The organism is Rhizobium sp. 01N48 (assembly GCF_056399145.1).
On the sequence record NZ_JBFTQT010000001.1, the window covers coordinates 340,158 to 357,186 of the forward strand.

16 protein-coding genes are annotated in these 17,029 nt (G+C 62.2%); 12 read left to right on the top strand and 4 right to left on the bottom strand.

Annotated features, from left to right (window positions below; genetic code table 11):
* Nucleotides 1–24: 24 nt before the first annotated feature.
* From AC1DOG_RS01680 to AC1DOG_RS01720, 9 genes are all read left to right on the top strand, one after another.
* Nucleotides 25–795: an N-formylglutamate amidohydrolase gene (locus AC1DOG_RS01680; RefSeq protein WP_477926880.1), complete on the top strand. Its 771-nt coding sequence runs from the start codon at nt 25–27 to the stop codon at nt 793–795.
* A gap of 126 nt (nt 796–921) precedes the next feature.
* A complete protein-coding gene (locus tag AC1DOG_RS01685; RefSeq protein WP_018897525.1) occupies nt 922–2,469 on the top strand; it encodes an amino acid permease in 1,548 nt (515 codons plus the stop codon).
* Nucleotides 2,470–2,616: 147 nt separating this feature from the next.
* Nucleotides 2,617–3,984, top strand: a complete 1,368-nt coding sequence (locus AC1DOG_RS01690) for a glutamine synthetase family protein (protein WP_477926578.1) — start codon at nt 2,617–2,619, stop codon at nt 3,982–3,984.
* A 79-nt stretch (nt 3,985–4,063) separates the two neighbouring features.
* Nucleotides 4,064–4,546, top strand: a complete 483-nt coding sequence (locus AC1DOG_RS01695; RefSeq protein ID WP_477926579.1) for a helix-turn-helix domain-containing protein — start codon at nt 4,064–4,066, stop codon at nt 4,544–4,546.
* Complete coding sequence (locus AC1DOG_RS01700; protein ID WP_477926580.1) at nt 4,539–4,955, top strand: type II toxin-antitoxin system VapC family toxin; 417 nt, start codon at nt 4,539–4,541, stop codon at nt 4,953–4,955. Before AC1DOG_RS01695 ends, AC1DOG_RS01700 begins: the two co-directional genes overlap by 8 nt.
* A gap of 16 nt (nt 4,956–4,971) precedes the next feature.
* Nucleotides 4,972–6,357 carry an aldehyde dehydrogenase family protein gene (locus tag AC1DOG_RS01705; RefSeq protein ID WP_477926581.1) on the top strand — a complete coding sequence of 462 codons (1,386 nt, stop codon included), beginning with the start codon at nt 4,972–4,974 and terminating at the stop codon, nt 6,355–6,357.
* Complete coding sequence (locus AC1DOG_RS01710) at nt 6,354–7,505, top strand: iron-containing alcohol dehydrogenase (RefSeq protein WP_112980895.1); 1,152 nt, start codon at nt 6,354–6,356, stop codon at nt 7,503–7,505. Before AC1DOG_RS01705 ends, AC1DOG_RS01710 begins: the two co-directional genes overlap by 4 nt.
* A gap of 240 nt (nt 7,506–7,745) precedes the next feature.
* Nucleotides 7,746–8,459, top strand: a complete 714-nt coding sequence (locus AC1DOG_RS01715; protein ID WP_113010376.1) for a ParA family protein — start codon at nt 7,746–7,748, stop codon at nt 8,457–8,459.
* Between the two features lie 215 nt (nt 8,460–8,674).
* Complete coding sequence (locus AC1DOG_RS01720) at nt 8,675–9,778, top strand: helix-turn-helix transcriptional regulator (RefSeq protein WP_477926582.1); 1,104 nt, start codon at nt 8,675–8,677, stop codon at nt 9,776–9,778.
* Nucleotides 9,779–9,784: 6 nt separating this feature from the next.
* On the opposite strand, the gene AC1DOG_RS01725 is transcribed toward AC1DOG_RS01720, so the two are convergent.
* Nucleotides 9,785–11,146 carry a L,D-transpeptidase family protein gene (locus AC1DOG_RS01725; protein ID WP_477926583.1) on the bottom strand — a complete coding sequence of 454 codons (1,362 nt, stop codon included), beginning with the start codon at nt 11,144–11,146 and terminating at the stop codon, nt 9,785–9,787.
* 242 nt (nt 11,147–11,388) lie between these two features.
* Here AC1DOG_RS01725 and AC1DOG_RS01730 point away from each other — a divergent pair, with 242 nt between their 5' ends.
* The 3 genes from AC1DOG_RS01730 (at nt 11,389) to AC1DOG_RS01740 (ending at nt 13,081) form a co-directional block, all read left to right on the top strand.
* Nucleotides 11,389–12,228, top strand: a complete 840-nt coding sequence (locus AC1DOG_RS01730; protein WP_477926584.1) for a DUF4432 family protein — start codon at nt 11,389–11,391, stop codon at nt 12,226–12,228.
* Between the two features lie 96 nt (nt 12,229–12,324).
* Nucleotides 12,325–12,663, top strand: coding sequence for a protein tyrosine phosphatase family protein (locus AC1DOG_RS01735; protein WP_018897535.1), 339 nt, complete (start codon nt 12,325–12,327; stop codon nt 12,661–12,663).
* Between the two features lie 76 nt (nt 12,664–12,739).
* Nucleotides 12,740–13,081: a RidA family protein gene (locus tag AC1DOG_RS01740; RefSeq protein ID WP_047505852.1), complete on the top strand. Its 342-nt coding sequence runs from the start codon at nt 12,740–12,742 to the stop codon at nt 13,079–13,081.
* A gap of 88 nt (nt 13,082–13,169) precedes the next feature.
* Here AC1DOG_RS01740 and AC1DOG_RS01745 read toward each other — a convergent pair whose 3' ends face one another.
* The 3 genes from AC1DOG_RS01745 to AC1DOG_RS01755 are packed head-to-tail and all read right to left on the bottom strand — an operon-like array spanning nt 13,170 to nt 16,999.
* Nucleotides 13,170–14,828: a thiamine pyrophosphate-binding protein gene (locus AC1DOG_RS01745; protein WP_477926585.1), complete on the bottom strand. Its 1,659-nt coding sequence runs from the start codon at nt 14,826–14,828 to the stop codon at nt 13,170–13,172.
* A complete protein-coding gene (gene caiB, locus AC1DOG_RS01750) occupies nt 14,825–16,021 on the bottom strand; it encodes a succinate--glutarate CoA-transferase (protein WP_477926586.1) in 1,197 nt (398 codons plus the stop codon). The genes AC1DOG_RS01745 and caiB overlap by 4 nt, the downstream gene beginning before the upstream one ends.
* An 18-nt stretch (nt 16,022–16,039) precedes the next feature.
* Nucleotides 16,040–16,999, bottom strand: coding sequence for a DMT family transporter (locus tag AC1DOG_RS01755; protein WP_477926587.1), 960 nt, complete (start codon nt 16,997–16,999; stop codon nt 16,040–16,042).
* Between the last annotated feature and the right edge of the window lie 30 nt (nt 17,000–17,029).

Sequence of the window (17,029 nt, forward strand, 5' to 3'; positions counted from 1 at the left end):
ATTAACAGTTGTGGTGGAGCGACTGTGGTGCTTGCTCAGTTAGAAGTGCTCGGCAAAGGGGAAGGGGAGTGCGTCGGGGTCGAAAGGCCAGACGGCACCAGCCCGGTGCTTATCGTCTGCGAACATGCATCGCGGGTTCTGCCTGCCAGCTTCGGGACGCTTGGCCTTTCCGAAGAGGCGCTCAACAGTCACATTGCCTGGGATCCCGGCGCTCTTGCTGTCGCCAGGGGCATGTCCGAGGCGCTCGATGCCACGTTGGTTCACCAGCGTTTTTCACGCCTGATCTACGATTGCAACAGGCCGCCGGAATCGGCTGGCGCCATGCCTGAGAAAAGCGAGGTCTACGACATCCCGGGAAATGCGGGCCTGAGTGCTGCGGAAAAGACGGCGCGCACCGAGGCCCTCTACATCCCGTTTCATGGCACCATCCGTGCGCTCATTCGTGATCGCAAGGCGCGGGGGCAGGAGACGGTCATCGTCACCGTCCACAGCTTTACGCCTGTCTTTCACGGAAAGACGCGTGCGGTCGAGGTTGGCGTGCTGCACGATGACGATACCCGTCTGGCGGATGCGATGCTTGCCGCCGCCAGTCAGGCGACGCACTATAGAGTTGAGCGCAACGAGCCTTACGGCCCCCTGGACGGCGTGACGCATACGCTGATCCTGCACGGGCTGTCGAACGGATTGCGCAATGTAATGATCGAGGTCCGCAACGACCTCATCGCAGACCCGGCTGGCCAAGGGGTCATGGCCAGCTATCTGACAAGGCTGCTCCAGCAGAGCCTGGACGCCTGACGACGAAAGATAAGACCCCAGGGAGCAGTCTAACTGCGATCCGCCCGCAGGCGAAAACGTCGCGGGCACTTTGGCACTGGATAATCAGCCGCAATTCCGCGGTTGATGGCTAAACAGGGGGACGTCATGTCCGATTATTCGGAACTCGACAAGAAGCAGGATGTGCACATCCTGCATTCCATGGGCTATGCCCAGGAACTCGAACGGCGCATGAGCTCGTTTTCGAATTTTGCCGTTTCATTCTCGATCATCTGCATTCTTTCCGGTGGTATCAATTCGCTGGCGCAGGCAACCGCCGGCGCGGGCGGTGCCGCGATCGGCATCGGCTGGCCGATCGGTTGCTTCGTTTCGCTGGTGTTCGCCGTTGCCATGGCGCAGATCAGCTCGGCCTATCCGACGGCTGGTGGTCTCTATCACTGGGGTTCGATCCTCGGTAACCGCTTCACCGGCTGGCTGACGGCCTGGTTCAACCTGCTCGGCCTCGTTACGGTTCTCGGCGCCATCAACGTCGGTACCTATTATTTCTTCATGGGCTCCTTCGGCACGACCTATTTCGGCCTGACCGATACGACGACGGTCCGCATCCTGTTCCTTGTGATCATCACCGGCGCGCAGGCGCTCGTGAACCACATGGGTATCGGCCTGACCGCCAAGCTCACCGATTTCTCCGGCTACCTTATCTTCGCATCGGCGATCGCGCTGTCGGCCGTGTGCCTTTACTTCGCGCCGTCCTACGAGATCGGCCGCCTGTTCACCTTCGCCAACTACTCCGGCGAAGCGGGTGGCAATGTCTGGCCGGCAACGTCGGGCACCTGGGTGTTCCTGCTCGGTCTGCTTCTGCCGATCTACACGATCACCGGCTATGATGCTTCCGCGCATACGTCGGAAGAAACGGTCAAGGCCGCCCATTCCGTTCCGCGCGGCATGGTCTCTTCCGTGCTGTGGTCGGCGCTGTTCGGCTACATCATGCTTTGCTCGTTCGTGCTGATGCTGCCGAACATGGACGACGCCGCCAAGCAGGGCTGGAACGTGTTCTTCTGGGCGATGGACACGCAGGTCAATTCGACCGTCAAGGATATCCTCTACTTCGCGATCCTCGTGTGCCAGTGGCTGTGCGGCCTTGCGACCGTCACCTCCGTTTCGCGCATGATCTTCGCCTTCTCGCGCGACGGTGGCCTGCCGGCATCCAAGGCGCTCGCCAAGGTCAGCCCGAAGTACCGCACGCCGGTTTCGGCCATCTGGACCGGCTCGATCCTCTCGGTGCTCTTCGTCTGGGGCTCGTCGCTCGTTTCGATCGGTGACACGCCGGTTTACACGATCGTCGTCTCCTGCACGGTCATCTTCCTGTTCTTCTCCTTCGCGATCCCGATCACGCTCGGCCTCTTCGCCTGGGGTACGTCGAAGTGGGACAAGATGGGTCCGTGGAACATCGGCGAGGGCATGTACAAGCTGTTCTCGGTGCTCACCATCCTGGCGATGATCCTGATCTTCGTTCTCGGCGTGCAGCCGCCGAACGGCCCGGCGCTCTATGTGACCGTCGGCTTCCTTGTGCTGACCGCGATCGTGTGGTTCGGCTTCGAGAGCCGCCGCTTCAAGGGTCCGCCGATCGGCGAGGAAGTCGCTCGTCGCCAGGCCGAGATCGCGGCTGCCGAAAAGGCTGTCGGCGAAGGCTGACATACTCTTCCAAGAAAGCGGGGCCGCGTCCGGCGGCCCTGCATTGCGGTTGACCGACATTAGACTGCGCAGTCCGGCGCGGCATTGCCGCACGGAGCATGCCGTTTCGTTGGCCCGATTTCAGTTTAAATTTATGGGGAGGTCCATATGAGCATCTATACTCTCGACGATCTGAAGCAGGACGTTGCCGACGGACGCATCGATACCGTGCTGGCATGCCAGGTCGACATGCAGGGGCGGCTTATGGGCAAGCGTTTCCAGGCCGAGTACTTCGTCGAAAGCGCTTGGAAGGAAACACACAGCTGCAACTATCTCGTCGCCACCGACATGGAGATGGAGACCGTCTCCGGCTACAAGGCGACCAGCTGGGAAAAGGGTTACGGCGACTACACGATGAAGCCGGATCTCTCGACGCTCCGGCGCATTCCCTGGCTCGAGGGGACAGCGCTTGTGCTCTGCGACCTGCTCGACCATCACACCCACGAGGAGGTGCCGCATTCGCCGCGCGCGATCCTGAAGAAGCAGGTCAAGCGGCTCGAAGACATGGGCATGAAGGCCTTCATGGCCTCGGAGCTCGAGTTCTTCCTGTTCGACCAGACCTATGAGTCCGCGCAGGCGTCCGGCTATCGCAACCTCAAGCTCGCCAGCGCCTATAACGAGGACTACCACATCTTCCAGACCACCAAGGAGGAAGAGGTGATGCGGGCGATCCGCACCGGGCTGCAGGGCGCCGGCATTCCCGTCGAGAACTCCAAGGGCGAGGCTTCCGCCGGCCAGGAGGAGATCAACGTGCGCTACGCCGATGCGCTGGCGATGGCCGACCGTCACTCGATCATCAAGAACGGCTGCAAGGAAATCGCCTGGGCCAAGGGCAAGGCGATCACCTTCCTCGCCAAGTGGCACTACAATGCCGCCGGCAGTTCGTCGCATATCCACCAGTCGCTGTGGAGTGCCGATGGCAAGACGCCGCTCTTTGCCGACGACAAGGGCAAGTACGGGATGTCCAGCCTGATGGAAAACTACATCGCCGGCCTGCTCGCGCATGCCAGCGAGATCACCTATTTCCTGGCGCCCTACATCAACTCCTACAAGCGCTTCATGGCGGGGACATTCGCGCCGACCAAGGCGATCTGGAGCAAGGACAACCGCACGGCCGGCTATCGCCTCTGCGGTGACGGCACCAAGGCGATCCGCATCGAATGCCGCGTCGGCGGCTCCGACCTCAACCCCTATCTCGCCTTCGCCGCATTGCTGGCGGCAGGGATCGACGGGATCGATAACAAGATGGAGCTGGAAGCGCCCTTCGTCGGCGACGCCTATGGCGCGCGCAAGGTGCGCGAAATCCCGCGTACGCTCAGGGCCGCGACCACGGCCATGACAAAGTCCAAGATGCTGCGCAATGCTTTCGGTGACGACGTCATCGATCACTACACACGCGCGGCGGAATGGGAGCAGGAGGAGTATGATCGGCGGATTACGGACTGGGAGGTGGCGCGCGGATTCGAGCGGGCATGAGATAATCGCAACACTCGCTCTGATTGTTGCGTTGGTCGCATTGTGCTAATGTGCTCCGGCGTTTCCAGAGGAGATCGACATGGGTGTGATCGACAGCGCATGGTTCTACGAAAAGCTTTCACAGCGCGACGCTTCGCTTCGAGACATGGCTCGTTTCATGGGGCTTGATCCGAGTGCCGTGTCGCGCATGCTGAGCGGCGAGCGGAAGATGAGTGCCGACGAACAGGACCAGATCGCGGATTATCTCGGCGTTCCATTGGCGGAGGTGGCAGCGCATCGCCGTGGCGACGCTACCGGCTTCGCCGAGAAGAAGCAGGCGGGTTATGAAAGCGGCGGCACCGCACCGGTTTTGCCGGAGGAACCGCCCGTCAAGATGTTTACGGAGGACGATGTCATCTACAAGGATGGCAAGCGCTGGATGGAGCTGGAGGATGGAACGCTGATCGAGGTGCACCCCGCCTGGGGATGCATGAAGGGGACGCTGACCATCATGCCGGGGGTCGATCTGACCGCGCCAATGGATTGGGACGAGGAGTGGGGCGAGAAGCTGTACAATGAATAGTGCTTTTCTGCTCGATACCTGCGCCGCGATCTGGATGGCGAAGAGAGAGCCCTTGGCGGAAGGAGCGTTGACCGCGCTCGCGGGTGCAAAAGCTGCCGGGAGGCCGGTTTTCGTTTCGGCTGTGACGGCTTGGGAGATGGCGATGCTTTTGGCACGAGGGCGCATTAGCGAAACGAAGACCGCGCAGAGGTGGTATAACGACTTCAGACTCGAAGCTGACATCGACGAACAACCGGTGACCGCGAACATCTTCATGGCGTCCTGTTCCTTGCCGCAACTCGCTCACAAAGACCCTATCGACCGCATCCTGATCGCCACGGCGCGGGAGAACGACCTGACCATCATCACGCGCGACCGCGCGATCCTTTCCTATGGCGTCGCGGGGCATGTCCGCACGCTGGCCTGTTAATGACTGGAGTTTGGAAATGACTGTAATTCAATGCATATCGCCGATCGACGGATCGGTTTACGCCGAGCGTCCGGCGCTGCCGCTGGAGGCGGCCAAAGAGGTCGTGGCGCGGGCGCGCAAGGCGCAGAAGGCCTGGGCGCGGCGGCCGCTGGAAGAGCGTGTCCAACTGGTGCTGAAGGGCGCTGCGCGGCTGAACGAGATGTCCGACGTCGTCGTTCCCGAGCTTGCCTGGCAGATGGGGCGTCCGATCCGCTATGGCGGCGAGTACAAGGGCTTCAACGAGCGCTCCAACTACGTCGCTTCGATCGCCGCCGATGCGCTGGCGCCGCTGGTCGTGGAAGAAAGCGACAAGTTCGAGCGTCGTATCGAGCGCGAGGCGCATGGCGTCGTCTTCGTCGTGGCGCCGTGGAACTATCCCTACATGACCGCGATCAACACGATCGCGCCGGCGCTGATGGCGGGCAATACGGTTGTCTTGAAGCACGCCTCGCAGACGCTTCTCGTCGGCGAGCGGCTGGTGCAGGCCTTTGTCGAAGCTGGCGTTCCGGAGGACGTGTTCCAGAATATCGTTCTCGACCATGAGACGACATCGGCGCTGATCGCGGCCGGCAGCTTCAATTTCGTGAACTTCACCGGTTCAGTCGAAGGCGGGCGCTCGATGGAACGCGCGGCGGCGGGCACCTTCACCGGCCTCGGCCTTGAGCTCGGCGGCAAGGATCCTGGCTACGTCATGGAAGACGCCGATCTCGATGCGGCGGTCGATACGCTGATGGATGGCGCGACCTATAACTCCGGGCAGTGCTGCTGCGGTATCGAGCGCATCTATGTGCATGAGTCGCTCTACGACAGCTTCGTCGAGAAGTCGGTCGCCTGGGTGTCGAACTACAAGCTCGGCAATCCCCTTGATCCCGAGACGTCGCTCGGCCCGATGGCGAACAAGCGTTTCGCCAAGGTGGTGCGCGAGCAGATCGCGGATGCCGTCTCGAAGGGTGCCAAGGCTCTGGTCGATCCCAAGCTCTTCCCAGCCGATGACGGCGGCGCCTATCTCGCGCCGCAGATCCTCGTCAATGTCGATCACTCGATGGCCTTCATGCGCGAGGAGAACTTCGGTCCCGCCGTCGGTATCATGAAGGTGAAGAGCGACGACGAGGCGCTGGCGTTGATGAACGACAGCCAGTACGGGCTGACGGCCTCGCTCTGGACCAAGGATGCCGAGCGGGCAGGGCGGCTTGGCCGCGAGATCGAAACCGGCACCGTGTTCATGAACCGCGCCGACTATCTCGATCCGGCGCTTTGCTGGACCGGCGTCAAGGAAACCGGTCGTGGCGGCTCGCTGTCGATCATCGGCTTCCAGAACCTGACGCGTCCGAAATCCTACCATCTGAAGAAAGTGACAGCATGAGCGCGCATATCACAGCCAACTGGAGCTACCCGACTTCATTCAAGCTCGGCCGCGGCCGGATCAAGGAACTGGCGGACGCCGCCAAGAGCCTCGGCATGAAGAAGCCGCTCCTGATCACCGATCGCGGCCTGGCGTCGATGGCGATCACATCAAACGCGCTCGACATTCTCGAAGCAGCCGGGCTTGGCCGGGCGATCTTCGCCGATGTCGATCCGAACCCGAACGAGAAGAACCTTGCGGCCGGCGTCAAGGCGTTCAAGGATGGCGGCCATGACGGCGTCATCGCCTTTGGCGGCGGATCGGGCCTCGATCTCGGCAAGTGCGTGGCCTTCATGGCCGGCCAGACGCGTCCCGTATGGGACTTCGAGGATATCGGCGACTGGTGGACGCGTGCTTCGGTCGAAGGCATCGCGCCGATCGTGGCCGTGCCGACGACGGCGGGCACCGGCTCGGAAGTCGGGCGCGCCAGCGTCATCACCAATTCCGAGACGCATGTGAAGAAGATCATCTTCCATCCGAAGTTCCTGCCCGGCGTCGTCATCGCCGATCCGGAACTGACTGTGGGCATGCCGAAGATCATCACCGCAGGCACCGGCATGGATGCCTTCGCGCATTGCCTGGAAGCCTATTCCTCGCCGTTCTACCACCCGATGTCTGCCGGCATCGCGCTGGAGGGCATGCGGCTGGTCAAGGAGTTCCTGCCGCGCGCTTACAAGGAAGGCACGGATCTCGAAGCCCGCGCCAACATGATGTCGGCCGCCGCCATGGGCGCCGTCGCGTTCCAGAAGGGGCTCGGCGCCATCCATGCGCTGTCGCACCCGATCGGCGCCGTCTACAACACCCACCACGGTATGACCAATGCCGTCGTGATGCCGGCGGTGCTGCGCTTCAACCGCGCCGTCATCGAAGACAAGATCGCGCGTGCGGCCGCCTACCTCGGCATTTCAGGCGGCTTCGATGGGTTTTACGATTACGTGCTGAAGCTGCGCTCCGAACTCGGCGTGCCCGAGAGCCTTTCGGCGATGGGAATCAAGCCGGATCGAATCGATGAACTCTCGGCGATGGCGATCGAAGACCCGAGCGCCGGCGGAAACCCTGTCGCGATGACGCTCGAGAACACCAAGGCGCTGTTCAAGGACTGCTTCTGATACAAAATGCGGACCTGAGATTTGGCCCGGAGAGCCCTGCGCTTTCCGGGTCTTTTTCGTTGTGAGACAGGGCGTTCAGCTCAAGTGGCGATGGCTGCTGCAAGAAATGCGGGCCGGGATTTCGGATGCATTGTTTAGATATTGTTAACCATGTTTGGAAAGGATGCAGTAACCGCACGATGCATCCGATGTGCGCAACAGAGCGATCCCGGCTCGCGACATTTCCCCCGAGGAACGAACATGGCAGTCATCACATTTGCAAACACCAAGGGCGGCGCCGGGAAGACCACCGCTGTTCTGTTGCTGGCCACCGAGCTTGCCCGCAAGGGCTACCGGGTGACAATCCTCGATGCCGATCCGCAGCACTGGATTTCGCGCTGGCACGAAATCTCCGGCCATGTGCCCAACGTCTCGGTGATCGATTTCGTGACCTCGGCATCGCTGCCGCAGCATATCTCCGAGAACAAGCACAACACCGACTATTTCATCATCGACCTGCCGGGCGCCCGCAACCCAATGCTGGCCACGGCGATCGGTCTCTCGGACCACGTGCTGATCCCGATCCAGGGCTGCGCCATGGATGCGCGTGGCGGGGCACAGGTGCTTGAGTTGCTGCAGTATCTCGACGAGAAGGCGGGTATCCGTATCGGTCACTCCGTGGTGCTGACGCGCGTCAACTCGATGGTGACGACACGGGCGCTCTCGATCGTGAAGACGCTGCTCAACCAGCGGCAGGTGCCGGTGCTCGACACCGCGATCATCGAGCGTTCGGCCTTCCGCGATATATTCGACTGTGGCGGCACGCTGCATACGCTCGATCCGGCGCGTGCCAGCAACCTCGACAAGGCGCGCGAAAACGCCCTTTGTTTCGCCGAGGAGATCATGCGCAAGCTGCCGGTGAGACTGCCGGCCGCGGCGCGGATGACCGGTCCGCTGATCCGTTCGGCTGCCTGATCATTCATTTTGTGATTGAAAATGCGCCCCGGTCCGCTGGGGCGCATTTTCATTGATGCAAGGTCGGTCTCCTCGTTTCGACGCGACCATGTATCTCTGCATCACTGCCTGCTTTTCCCTCGGGTGGGTATCACCCGAAAAGGGTAATTTTCGTTGTTTCCAGAAGCTTTACACTGGTATCCTCGCCTGCGATGCGGGCGCTTGCCGGGGGAACAATGATCGTCGCTGAAGATACCTATGACAGTCTCGTCGACACCATCTACGGTGTAATTTTCGGCGAGGCCACCTGGGACATGTTTCTTGGCCGGTGGAACGAGATCGTTCCCGGCGGCAAGACCACGCTGTTCTACCACGACCCGACGCGGGCGGAGGGCGCGTCTCATATAGACAAGGGTTTCAGCGACGAATGGGTCGAAAGTTACTCCGATCATTTCGCGAGCATAAATCCCTGGGCGCCGGCCATGAGCGTGATGCCGATGTGGCGCGGCTTCCTGTCCGAGGAGCTGCTGCCGCGCGAAGCGTTCGTGAAGACAGAGTTCTACAACGACTTCTGGAAGCAATGCGGCGAGACCGCCATCGGCATGGCGCTGGTCAAGCGAGACGGCCGGATGTTCAACATCTCCAGTTCGATCGCAAACGGCGGACCTGAGGACAACAGGGTTTACGCCGATACGTTCACCCGGCTTGCGCCGCACCTGCACCGGGCGGTGCGTTATTTCGAGGCTGGAAAGGGTGAGAAGAGCGCGGATGAGCTCGGTGGTCGGCTGTTCGACGCGATCGGCGTCGGTGTCCTGCTGGTTGGGGATGGCGGCAAGCTGCTGTCGGCCAGCGCGGTCGGTGAGCAGGCACTGAGCGAAGGGCGGTCCGTTCGGCTCGATCTGCAGGGAAAGGTCTGGCTTGCCGATGCCGACGCCAATGCGTGTCTCGGTCGATTGCTATCGCAATGGCGTGACGGCGAGCGGCAGCAGGTGCTTGATGTGAACGGCGTCAAGCTTACCCTCGTCCGTCTGCAGAAGAGTGCGCGCATTCAATTCTTCGATGCGCCGAGCATCGCGATCATCATCGAGCCATCGGCCAAGCCCGTGGCGATGGATGTGCCGGGGCTCGGGGGTAAGTTCGGGCTGACCAGGGCGGAGATCAAGATCATGCAGGGGCTGCTGCACGGATCGTCGATCACCGATATCGCCATCGAGAGCAACCGGTCGCGCGAGACCATCCGCAGCCAGCTGAAGTCGGTGTTTGCGAAGACAGGCGTCAATTCGCAGTCGGAATTGCTGCGGCTCGTCTATTTCAACGAACAGGCGCGCCGCAACAACTAGCGTTTATCAGTCGACGAACTCGACGGTGACGCCGGGCTTGACCATCTTGGCGAGCTCGGTGGCGTCCCAGTTGGTCAGGCGGATACAGCCGTGGCTCTGGGTGCGGCCGATCTTCGACGGTTCGGGTGTTCCATGAATGCCATAGGTCGGCTTCGACAGCGCCATCCACACGGTGCCGACAGGGCCGTTCGGGCCAGGCGGGATGTTGAGGATCTTGTCGTTGGCGCCCTGCTGGAAGTTGATCTTCGGATTGTAGGTATAGCCCGGATTGAAGGCGACGCGCTCGACCGTGACCGTGCCGGAAGGCGAGGGCGTGTCGGTGGAGCCGATCGAGGCCGGGTAGGCGGAGATCAGGTTGCCGGAGGCGTCATAGGCGAAGACCTGCTTCTTGCCCTTGTCGGCGATGATGCGCGCGACGCTACCGGTCTTCACTTCGCCGGGGTTGACCACCTTGATGATGGTGCCGGGCACGGTGAAGTCGGCGCCTGCGTTCAGCTCCTTCAGGAACCCTTCGTCCATGTGGAAGCGTTCGGCCAGTGCCTCGGTGACCGAGGTGAAGGCGAGCGAGGTCATCTGCGACTTGTGCGCGTAGTCCTCGGGGATTTCGGCGACATAGGGGCCGGCCGCGTCCGCGGGCGTGATGGTGTAGCTGACGACAGGCAGGCCGCCGGACATGCGCAGCTGCTCGAGGATCGCGTCGGTATTGTTCGGATCGAGCGTCTCGCCGGTCATCTGCTCATAGGCGTAGACCGCCTTGGTCACGTTGGCGCCCATGTGGCCGTCGATGGCGCCAGGCGAAACGCCAGCGCGGTCGAGGAAGACCTGCAGGGCGACGATCTCGGATTTCGATTTGTTCTTCAGCGTGATGACGGGATCGGCCGGACGGGTTGGCTGCGTGGCCTGCGGCTGCTGCTGGTCAGGATCGATTGATGCGTAGTCGCCGTCGTTCTGCGGATAGGGCTGGTCCAGCTGCTGGCGATCGATCGACGCCTCGCGCGGGATGGCGCCCGTGACGGCACCGCGCTCGGAATAGCGCGTGTCGCCGTACTGGTCTTCGCTGTAATAGGGATCGTTGTTGTAGGCATCGCGGCCATAGACCTGGCGCGAGGGCGGCGGCGGATAGTAGCCGCGCGAACGCGCCTCTGTGGCGATAATGTTGCCGTAGCCGTCGACCAGCACGCGGTTGCCGCTGCGATCGCGCGTGTAGCCGCTGCCTTGAGGCATGTAATCGAGGATCTCGCCGTTCGGCGTGACGAAGACGACGCTGCCCTGGCGGCGGTATTGTTGCGCGGACGCGTCTTGAACCGCTGCCGACAAGGCCAGCACGATAACGGTCCCAGATAATGCCGATTTCAGAAAGCGATTCACGTCTTCGTATCCTTCAGTGACTTTGCGACACACACCCGCGAATTTTGACGCTAGTGTGGAATTTATGAAATCGTGCTGAACAAAAAATGAAAAAACCAATAAATTTCCCTTTACTCATAAACATTTGAGAGGGCCAGCTGGTTCCAATCAAAATCTCGTTGGCGGTGGCGACACCTTGGATTGACGAAACAGCGGGTGCCGCCTAACCCTACGGAAGTTCATTTTGAGGGGGAGACGGGATCATGATGGAATTCGCAGCCGCGACAGGGCCGAAGCTGATGCTGGACGAGACGTCGCTGATGGATATCGGCGGCTGCGTGATTGAAGGCATCGATATCGCGCCGAAGGAAGCCGTTCCCGATGACGGAGATGCGCGCATCTCGCATTCGGTTCAGGGGTTCCTGTTTACCTGCGGGCCAGACCACATCCGCCATCGCGAACCGATCCCCGGCCGGTCTGACGGTACCGTCTTTCCGCTGCACGGCTCGGCCGCCGGCCATGCCGCCAAGGTGCTCTGGACGAAATTCGAAAACGGCAATGCGGAATGCCGCGCCGACATCGATATCGTCACCGTCGAGGGGCTGCCGGCCCGGATCGAGCGCCACTGGTTTATCGACGGCAAGTCCGGCGAGGCGCGTCTGAAGGACAAGGTGATCAACACCAGCGACCAGACCGTGCCGACGTTCCTGATGTACCATATGAACATCGGCGGCAAATGGTTCGATGAGGGCACGCGGCTTGAAGGTGCGATGCTTGAGAATGGCGGCTTTCCCTGGCGTTTCGGCAAGGATGGCGGCGATATCTTCTGCGTGGAAGCGCCGGCAACGCGGGATGGCCTGGCGGAAGTGCGTCTGGGGCCGATGGCTTCAATATCAGGCAGGACGCTGCGTGTGCGCGTGAAGGCCGATACGCTGCCGCATCTGCAGGTCTGGCGCAACCAGACGGCGCCGGCCGATGTGCTCGGCATCGAGCCCGTCTCGCACCGTTGGGTGCCGCGCGCGGAGCTTCAGGAAGCCGGCGAATTCGTCATGCTAAAGCCCGGCGAAAGCCGCGAGTACGGGCTCAGCTTTGCTTTCGTTTGACAGGCAATTCAACAAGCCGATTCAACCGTGCTGTGCGGTTGACGGCATTGATCGGGCGGCGTAGTCATTCAGCCCACGATTTCAGGAGTATTTGCGATGGACATCCGCCAGATCGACGACGAATATTCGGTTTCCGGCCAGATCACGGTCGATGAGCTCGACGAGATCAAGGCCATGGGCTTCAAGTCCATCGTCTGCCATCGTCCGGACCAGGAAAGCATGGACCAGACGCCGTTCGCCGATATCGCGGCGCGGGCCAAGGAACTTGGTCTCGAGATCGCCCATGTTCCCGTCGGCCCCATGGGCGTGACGGAAGAGGCGGTCGCCGGCATGGTCGACGCGCTCGACGAATTCCCGCGCCCGATGCTCGGCTACTGCCGCTCCGGCGCCCGCTCGACGGCGATCTACCAGAAGACCCATCACATCCGCACCTGATCCAAGGCGCGGGCTGTAAAGTCCGGCGCTGCGCTTGCGTGCAGCGCCTCTTTCATATCATGACAAGGAGAATACCATGAGCATCAAGCGTATCGACGCCGGCGCCCGCATGAGCGGCGCGGTCATCCACGGCAACACCGTTTACCTCGCCGGCCAGGTTGGCGAAGGCGCAACCGTGACCGACCAGTGCAAGGACGCGCTTGCCGAAGTCGATCGCCTGCTGGCCGCTGCCGGCTCCGACAAGTCGAAGATCCTGCAGACGCTGATCTACCTCTCCGACATCTCGGACTTCGCTGAAATGAACGCTGCCTGGGAAGCTTGGGTCGACCCGGCCAACACGCCGGCTCGCGCCACCAGCGAAGCCAAGCTGGCTGCGCCGAAGTACAAGGTCGAGTTCATCGTCACGGCCGCGATCTAAGATCGTTTCCATTGCGGTTTGAGAGCCGGTGAGGATGTGAGCTGGCCCGGACGCTGGATATCTCCAGCGCCGGGGACAGCTCACGGTCTCACCGGCTTTTTGTTTGCGCGATTTCCGAGAGCGTGCGCGTCGGGGTGATCGCCTCGGGGTCGAGCTTTATATCGATGATCGCGGGCAGGCCGCTTTCGCGGGCACGTTCGAAGGCGGGGGCGAAGTCCTCGGTCTTTTCCACCGTCTCGCCGTGGCCGCCATAGGCGCGGGCAAGCGCCGCGAAATCGGGATTGGTGAGGCCGGTGCCGCTGACGCGGCCGGGATATTCGCGCTCCTGATGCATGCGGATCGTGCCGTACATGCCGTTGTTGATGACAAGCGTGATGAACGGCAGCTTGTAGCGGATGGCGGTGGCGAATTCCTGGCCATGCATGAGGAAGCAGCCGTCGCCGGCAAAGCAGATCACTTCGCGATCCGGAAACAGCGCCTTGGCAGCGACGGCTGAGGGGACGCTGTAGCCCATGGAGCCGGATGTCGGGGCCGCCTGCGTGTTGAACTGCCGGAAGCGGTGGTAGCGGTGCTGCCAAGTCGCATAATTGCCGGCGCCGTTGGTGAAGATGGCGTCCGGCCGCGTATTCTCTTCGATCCACGCCATGATCGGGCCCATGTGGACTTCGCCCGGTCCTGTCTGCGGCGGTGTCGACCAGGCGAGATAGACTTGATGCATGCGCTCCGTGCGCTCTGCCCATCGCGCTTGCGTGGGTGCTTCGAGATCGGCGAGCGCTGCGACGAAATCCTGTGGGCTGGCTGATATGGCGAGATCCGGGCGATAGATACGGCCGAGCTCGGACGGGTCAGGATGGATGTGGACGAGCTGCTGCTGCGGGTAGGGGATATCGATCAGCGTATAGCCCGAGGACGGCATTTCCGACATGCGGCATCCGAGCAGGATCAGCAGATCGCTCTCCTTGATCTCCCGCGCCAGTTCCGGGTTGATGCCGACGCCGATATCGCCGGCATAGCCGGGATGCAGATGATCGAACAGCATCTGGCGGCGAAAGGAGCAGCCGACCGGCAGCTTGAAGCGTTCGGCGAAGGTCTTGAAGTCGGCTACCGCATCGGCATCCCAGCGCGAGCCGCCGAGGATGACCATGGGGCGCTCGGCTTTCAACAGGCGCAGATAGAAGTCGTCGACCTGGCTGCGGCCGGGATGGGCTTCGACGCGGGAATAGCGCCTGGCGCGCGGCGCCTCGACCATATCGCGCAACATGTCCTCGGGCAGTGACAACACGACAGGCCCGGGGCGGCCGGAGGTGGCGAGCGCGAAGGCGCGGGTGACGAATTCGGGGATGCGGGCTGCGTCGTCGATCTCGCCCACCCACTTGGCGTATTCGGTGAGCGCGCGGCGGAACTCGACCTCCTGGAAGGCCTCACGCTCGCGGGCATCGCGCTGGACCTGGCCGATGAAGAGGATCATCGGGATCGAATCCTGTTTGGCGATGTGAAGTCCCGCCGTGGCGTTGGTGGCGCCGGGGCCGCGGGTGACCATGCAGATGCCGGGCTCGCCGGTGAGGCGGCCCCAGGTGTCGGCCATCATCGCGGCGCCGCCCTCCTGGCGGCAGACGATGACCTCGATGTCGCTGTCGTAAAGCGCGTCGAGCACGGCGAGGAAACTCTCGCCGGGAACGCAGGAGAGGCGTTTCACCCCATTTGCCTTCAATGCCTCGACGATCAGCTCTCCGCCTGTCCGTTTCATTTGTTCCCCTCCCATTGGATGAGTTCCGCGAGCACCTCCTCCTGGTGCTCTCCCAGTCTCGGACTGGGCCTTTCATAGTTGAGCGGCGTCCGCGACAGGACGACCGGCGTCCTGACACCGGGAATGACGGTGCCGGCCCTATCCTCGAGATCAACGCGCAGGCCGCGCGCGACGATCTGCGGATCGTTGAACATGTCCTCGATGGTGTTGATCGCGCCCGAGGGGACCGCGTTCGCCTCGCAGGCAGCAAGAAGATCGGCCTTTGCCCACTTCAGCGTTTCGGTCGAGACCAGCCGTCTCACCTCGTCGCGATTGGCGACGCGGGCCTTGTTGGTGGCGAAGCGTTCGTCGTCGGCCACTCCTTCGAGGCCGAGGATGGTGCATAGGCGGCGGAACTGGCCGTCATTGCCGATGGCGAGGATGAGGTAGCCATCTGATGTGGGGACGACCTCGTAGGGCGAGATGTTGGGATGGGCGTTGCCGAGGCGTGTCGGCGGGCGGCCGGATATGAGGTAGTTCATGTTCTGGTTGGCCAGCACCGCCGACTGGACATCGAGCAGCGCCATGTCGACCAGCTGGCCTTCGCCCGTCTTCAGCGCGTGGATGAGGGCTGCCTCGATCGCCGAGACCGCGTAGATGCCGGTGAAGATATCGGCGATGGCAACGCCCGCCTTCATCGGCTGTCCATCAGGCTCGCCCGTGATCGACATGAAGCCCGACATGCCCTGGACGATGTAATCGTAGCCGGCGAGGCCTGCATAGGGGCCCGTCTGGCCGAAGCCGGTGATCGAGCAATAGACGAGCTTGGGATTGATCTGGCGCAGGCTTTCGTAATCCAACCCGTATTTGACGAGGCCGCCGAGCTTGAAGTTTTCGATGACGACATCGGCCGTGGCGACGAGCCGGCGAACCAGCACCTGGCCCTCTTCGCTACGCAGATCGGCCGTTATCGAGCGCTTGCCGCGGTTGGCGGCGTGGTAATAGGCGGCCGAGAGGTTCTCGCCATCGGCACCTTCGACGAAGGGGGGACCCCAGTGCCTCGTATCGTCGCCGCCATCGGGGTTTTCGACCTTGATCACGTCGGCGCCGAGATCGGCCAGCATCTGGCCGGCCCAGGGGCCGGCGAGCACCCGCGCGAGCTCGATGACACGAACGCCTGTGAGCGGCGCTTTGTTTGGCTGGGTCTGCGTCATGTTCCTCCCACGATCAGATCAGGGTGCCCGCGTCTCCTCAGATGTATCGGATACGGGCTTGGATGCAAAGCGCCGCTCGCGCCAGATGATGTAGAAGCCGGAGCCCATGATGATGAATATGCCGAGCCATTTCAGCGCATCCGGGAAATCGCCGAAGACCAGCCAAGCGAAGGCCGTGGCGGAGACGATCTCGAAATATTGCAGCGGGGCGAGCGTCGAGGCGGGCGCCGAGCGGTAGGCATAGACGCCGAAGATGCCGGCGATCGCGGCGGAGACGCCGACGCCCAGCAGATAGAGCCAGGCGCGCGTGTCGGGGATCACGGGATCGAGCAAGTCGGAGCCGCTGCCCTGGCCGAGATAGAGCAGGATGGCGCAGATGAGCAGGCCCCAGAGGCCCATGTGGAACTGCATGGCCCAGGGATCCTCGCGCTGCGCCAGCGCCCGGTTCATCATCGCGGAGATGGCGATGCAGACCGCGCTGACGACCGGCAGAAGTGCGACATAGCCGACTTCCTGGAAGCTCGGCTGAATGATGAGGATTGCTCCGAAGAAGCCGACGCCGCAGGCCGTATAGCGGCGCCAGCCGATCTTTTCCTTGAGGAAGATGCTGCTCAGGATCGTCAGGATGATCGGCTCGACGAAGAAGATGGCGATGGCATCGGCAACCGCCATGTATTTCAGCGTGGTTACGAAGGAGATCATCGAGACGGTGATGATGGCACCGCGGATGGCGTGGAAGAAGCTCTGCTTCCAGGTGATCTCGGTGAGGTTGTGACGCCAGAGCACGATGGGCAGCATGCAGAGCGCCTGCACGCCGAAGCGCGCCGCGGTGATCTGGGCTGAGGGGACCGTGCTGATAGCAAGCTTGGAGAAGATGTCGATGATGGGCGACAGCAGCACCGAGATGAACATCAGGATCAGCCCCATCATCACTTCCGATGGGGTGTTGCTGGTGCCGGGTGCCGCGTTGCTGCTCATGACGGAATTCTCTGATTTTGGGGTAGGGGA

Coding starts and splice junctions, on each gene's coding strand:
- AC1DOG_RS01735 (WP_018897535.1), top strand. CDS start 12,325: ATGGACATCCGCCAGATCGACGACGAATATTCGGTTTCCGGCCAGATC.
- AC1DOG_RS01740 (WP_047505852.1), top strand. CDS start 12,740: ATGAGCATCAAGCGTATCGACGCCGGCGCCCGCATGAGCGGCGCGGTC.
- AC1DOG_RS01745 (WP_477926585.1), bottom strand. CDS start 14,828: ATGAAACGGACAGGCGGAGAGCTGATCGTCGAGGCATTGAAGGCAAAT.
- caiB (WP_477926586.1), bottom strand. CDS start 16,021: ATGACGCAGACCCAGCCAAACAAAGCGCCGCTCACAGGCGTTCGTGTC.
- AC1DOG_RS01730 (WP_477926584.1), top strand. CDS start 11,389: ATGATGGAATTCGCAGCCGCGACAGGGCCGAAGCTGATGCTGGACGAG.
- AC1DOG_RS01715 (WP_113010376.1), top strand. CDS start 7,746: ATGGCAGTCATCACATTTGCAAACACCAAGGGCGGCGCCGGGAAGACC.
- AC1DOG_RS01705 (WP_477926581.1), top strand. CDS start 4,972: ATGACTGTAATTCAATGCATATCGCCGATCGACGGATCGGTTTACGCC.
- AC1DOG_RS01690 (WP_477926578.1), top strand. CDS start 2,617: ATGAGCATCTATACTCTCGACGATCTGAAGCAGGACGTTGCCGACGGA.
- AC1DOG_RS01700 (WP_477926580.1), top strand. CDS start 4,539: ATGAATAGTGCTTTTCTGCTCGATACCTGCGCCGCGATCTGGATGGCG.
- AC1DOG_RS01720 (WP_477926582.1), top strand. CDS start 8,675: ATGATCGTCGCTGAAGATACCTATGACAGTCTCGTCGACACCATCTAC.
- AC1DOG_RS01685 (WP_018897525.1), top strand. CDS start 922: ATGTCCGATTATTCGGAACTCGACAAGAAGCAGGATGTGCACATCCTG.
- AC1DOG_RS01710 (WP_112980895.1), top strand. CDS start 6,354: ATGAGCGCGCATATCACAGCCAACTGGAGCTACCCGACTTCATTCAAG.
- AC1DOG_RS01755 (WP_477926587.1), bottom strand. CDS start 16,999: ATGAGCAGCAACGCGGCACCCGGCACCAGCAACACCCCATCGGAAGTG.
- AC1DOG_RS01695 (WP_477926579.1), top strand. CDS start 4,064: ATGGGTGTGATCGACAGCGCATGGTTCTACGAAAAGCTTTCACAGCGC.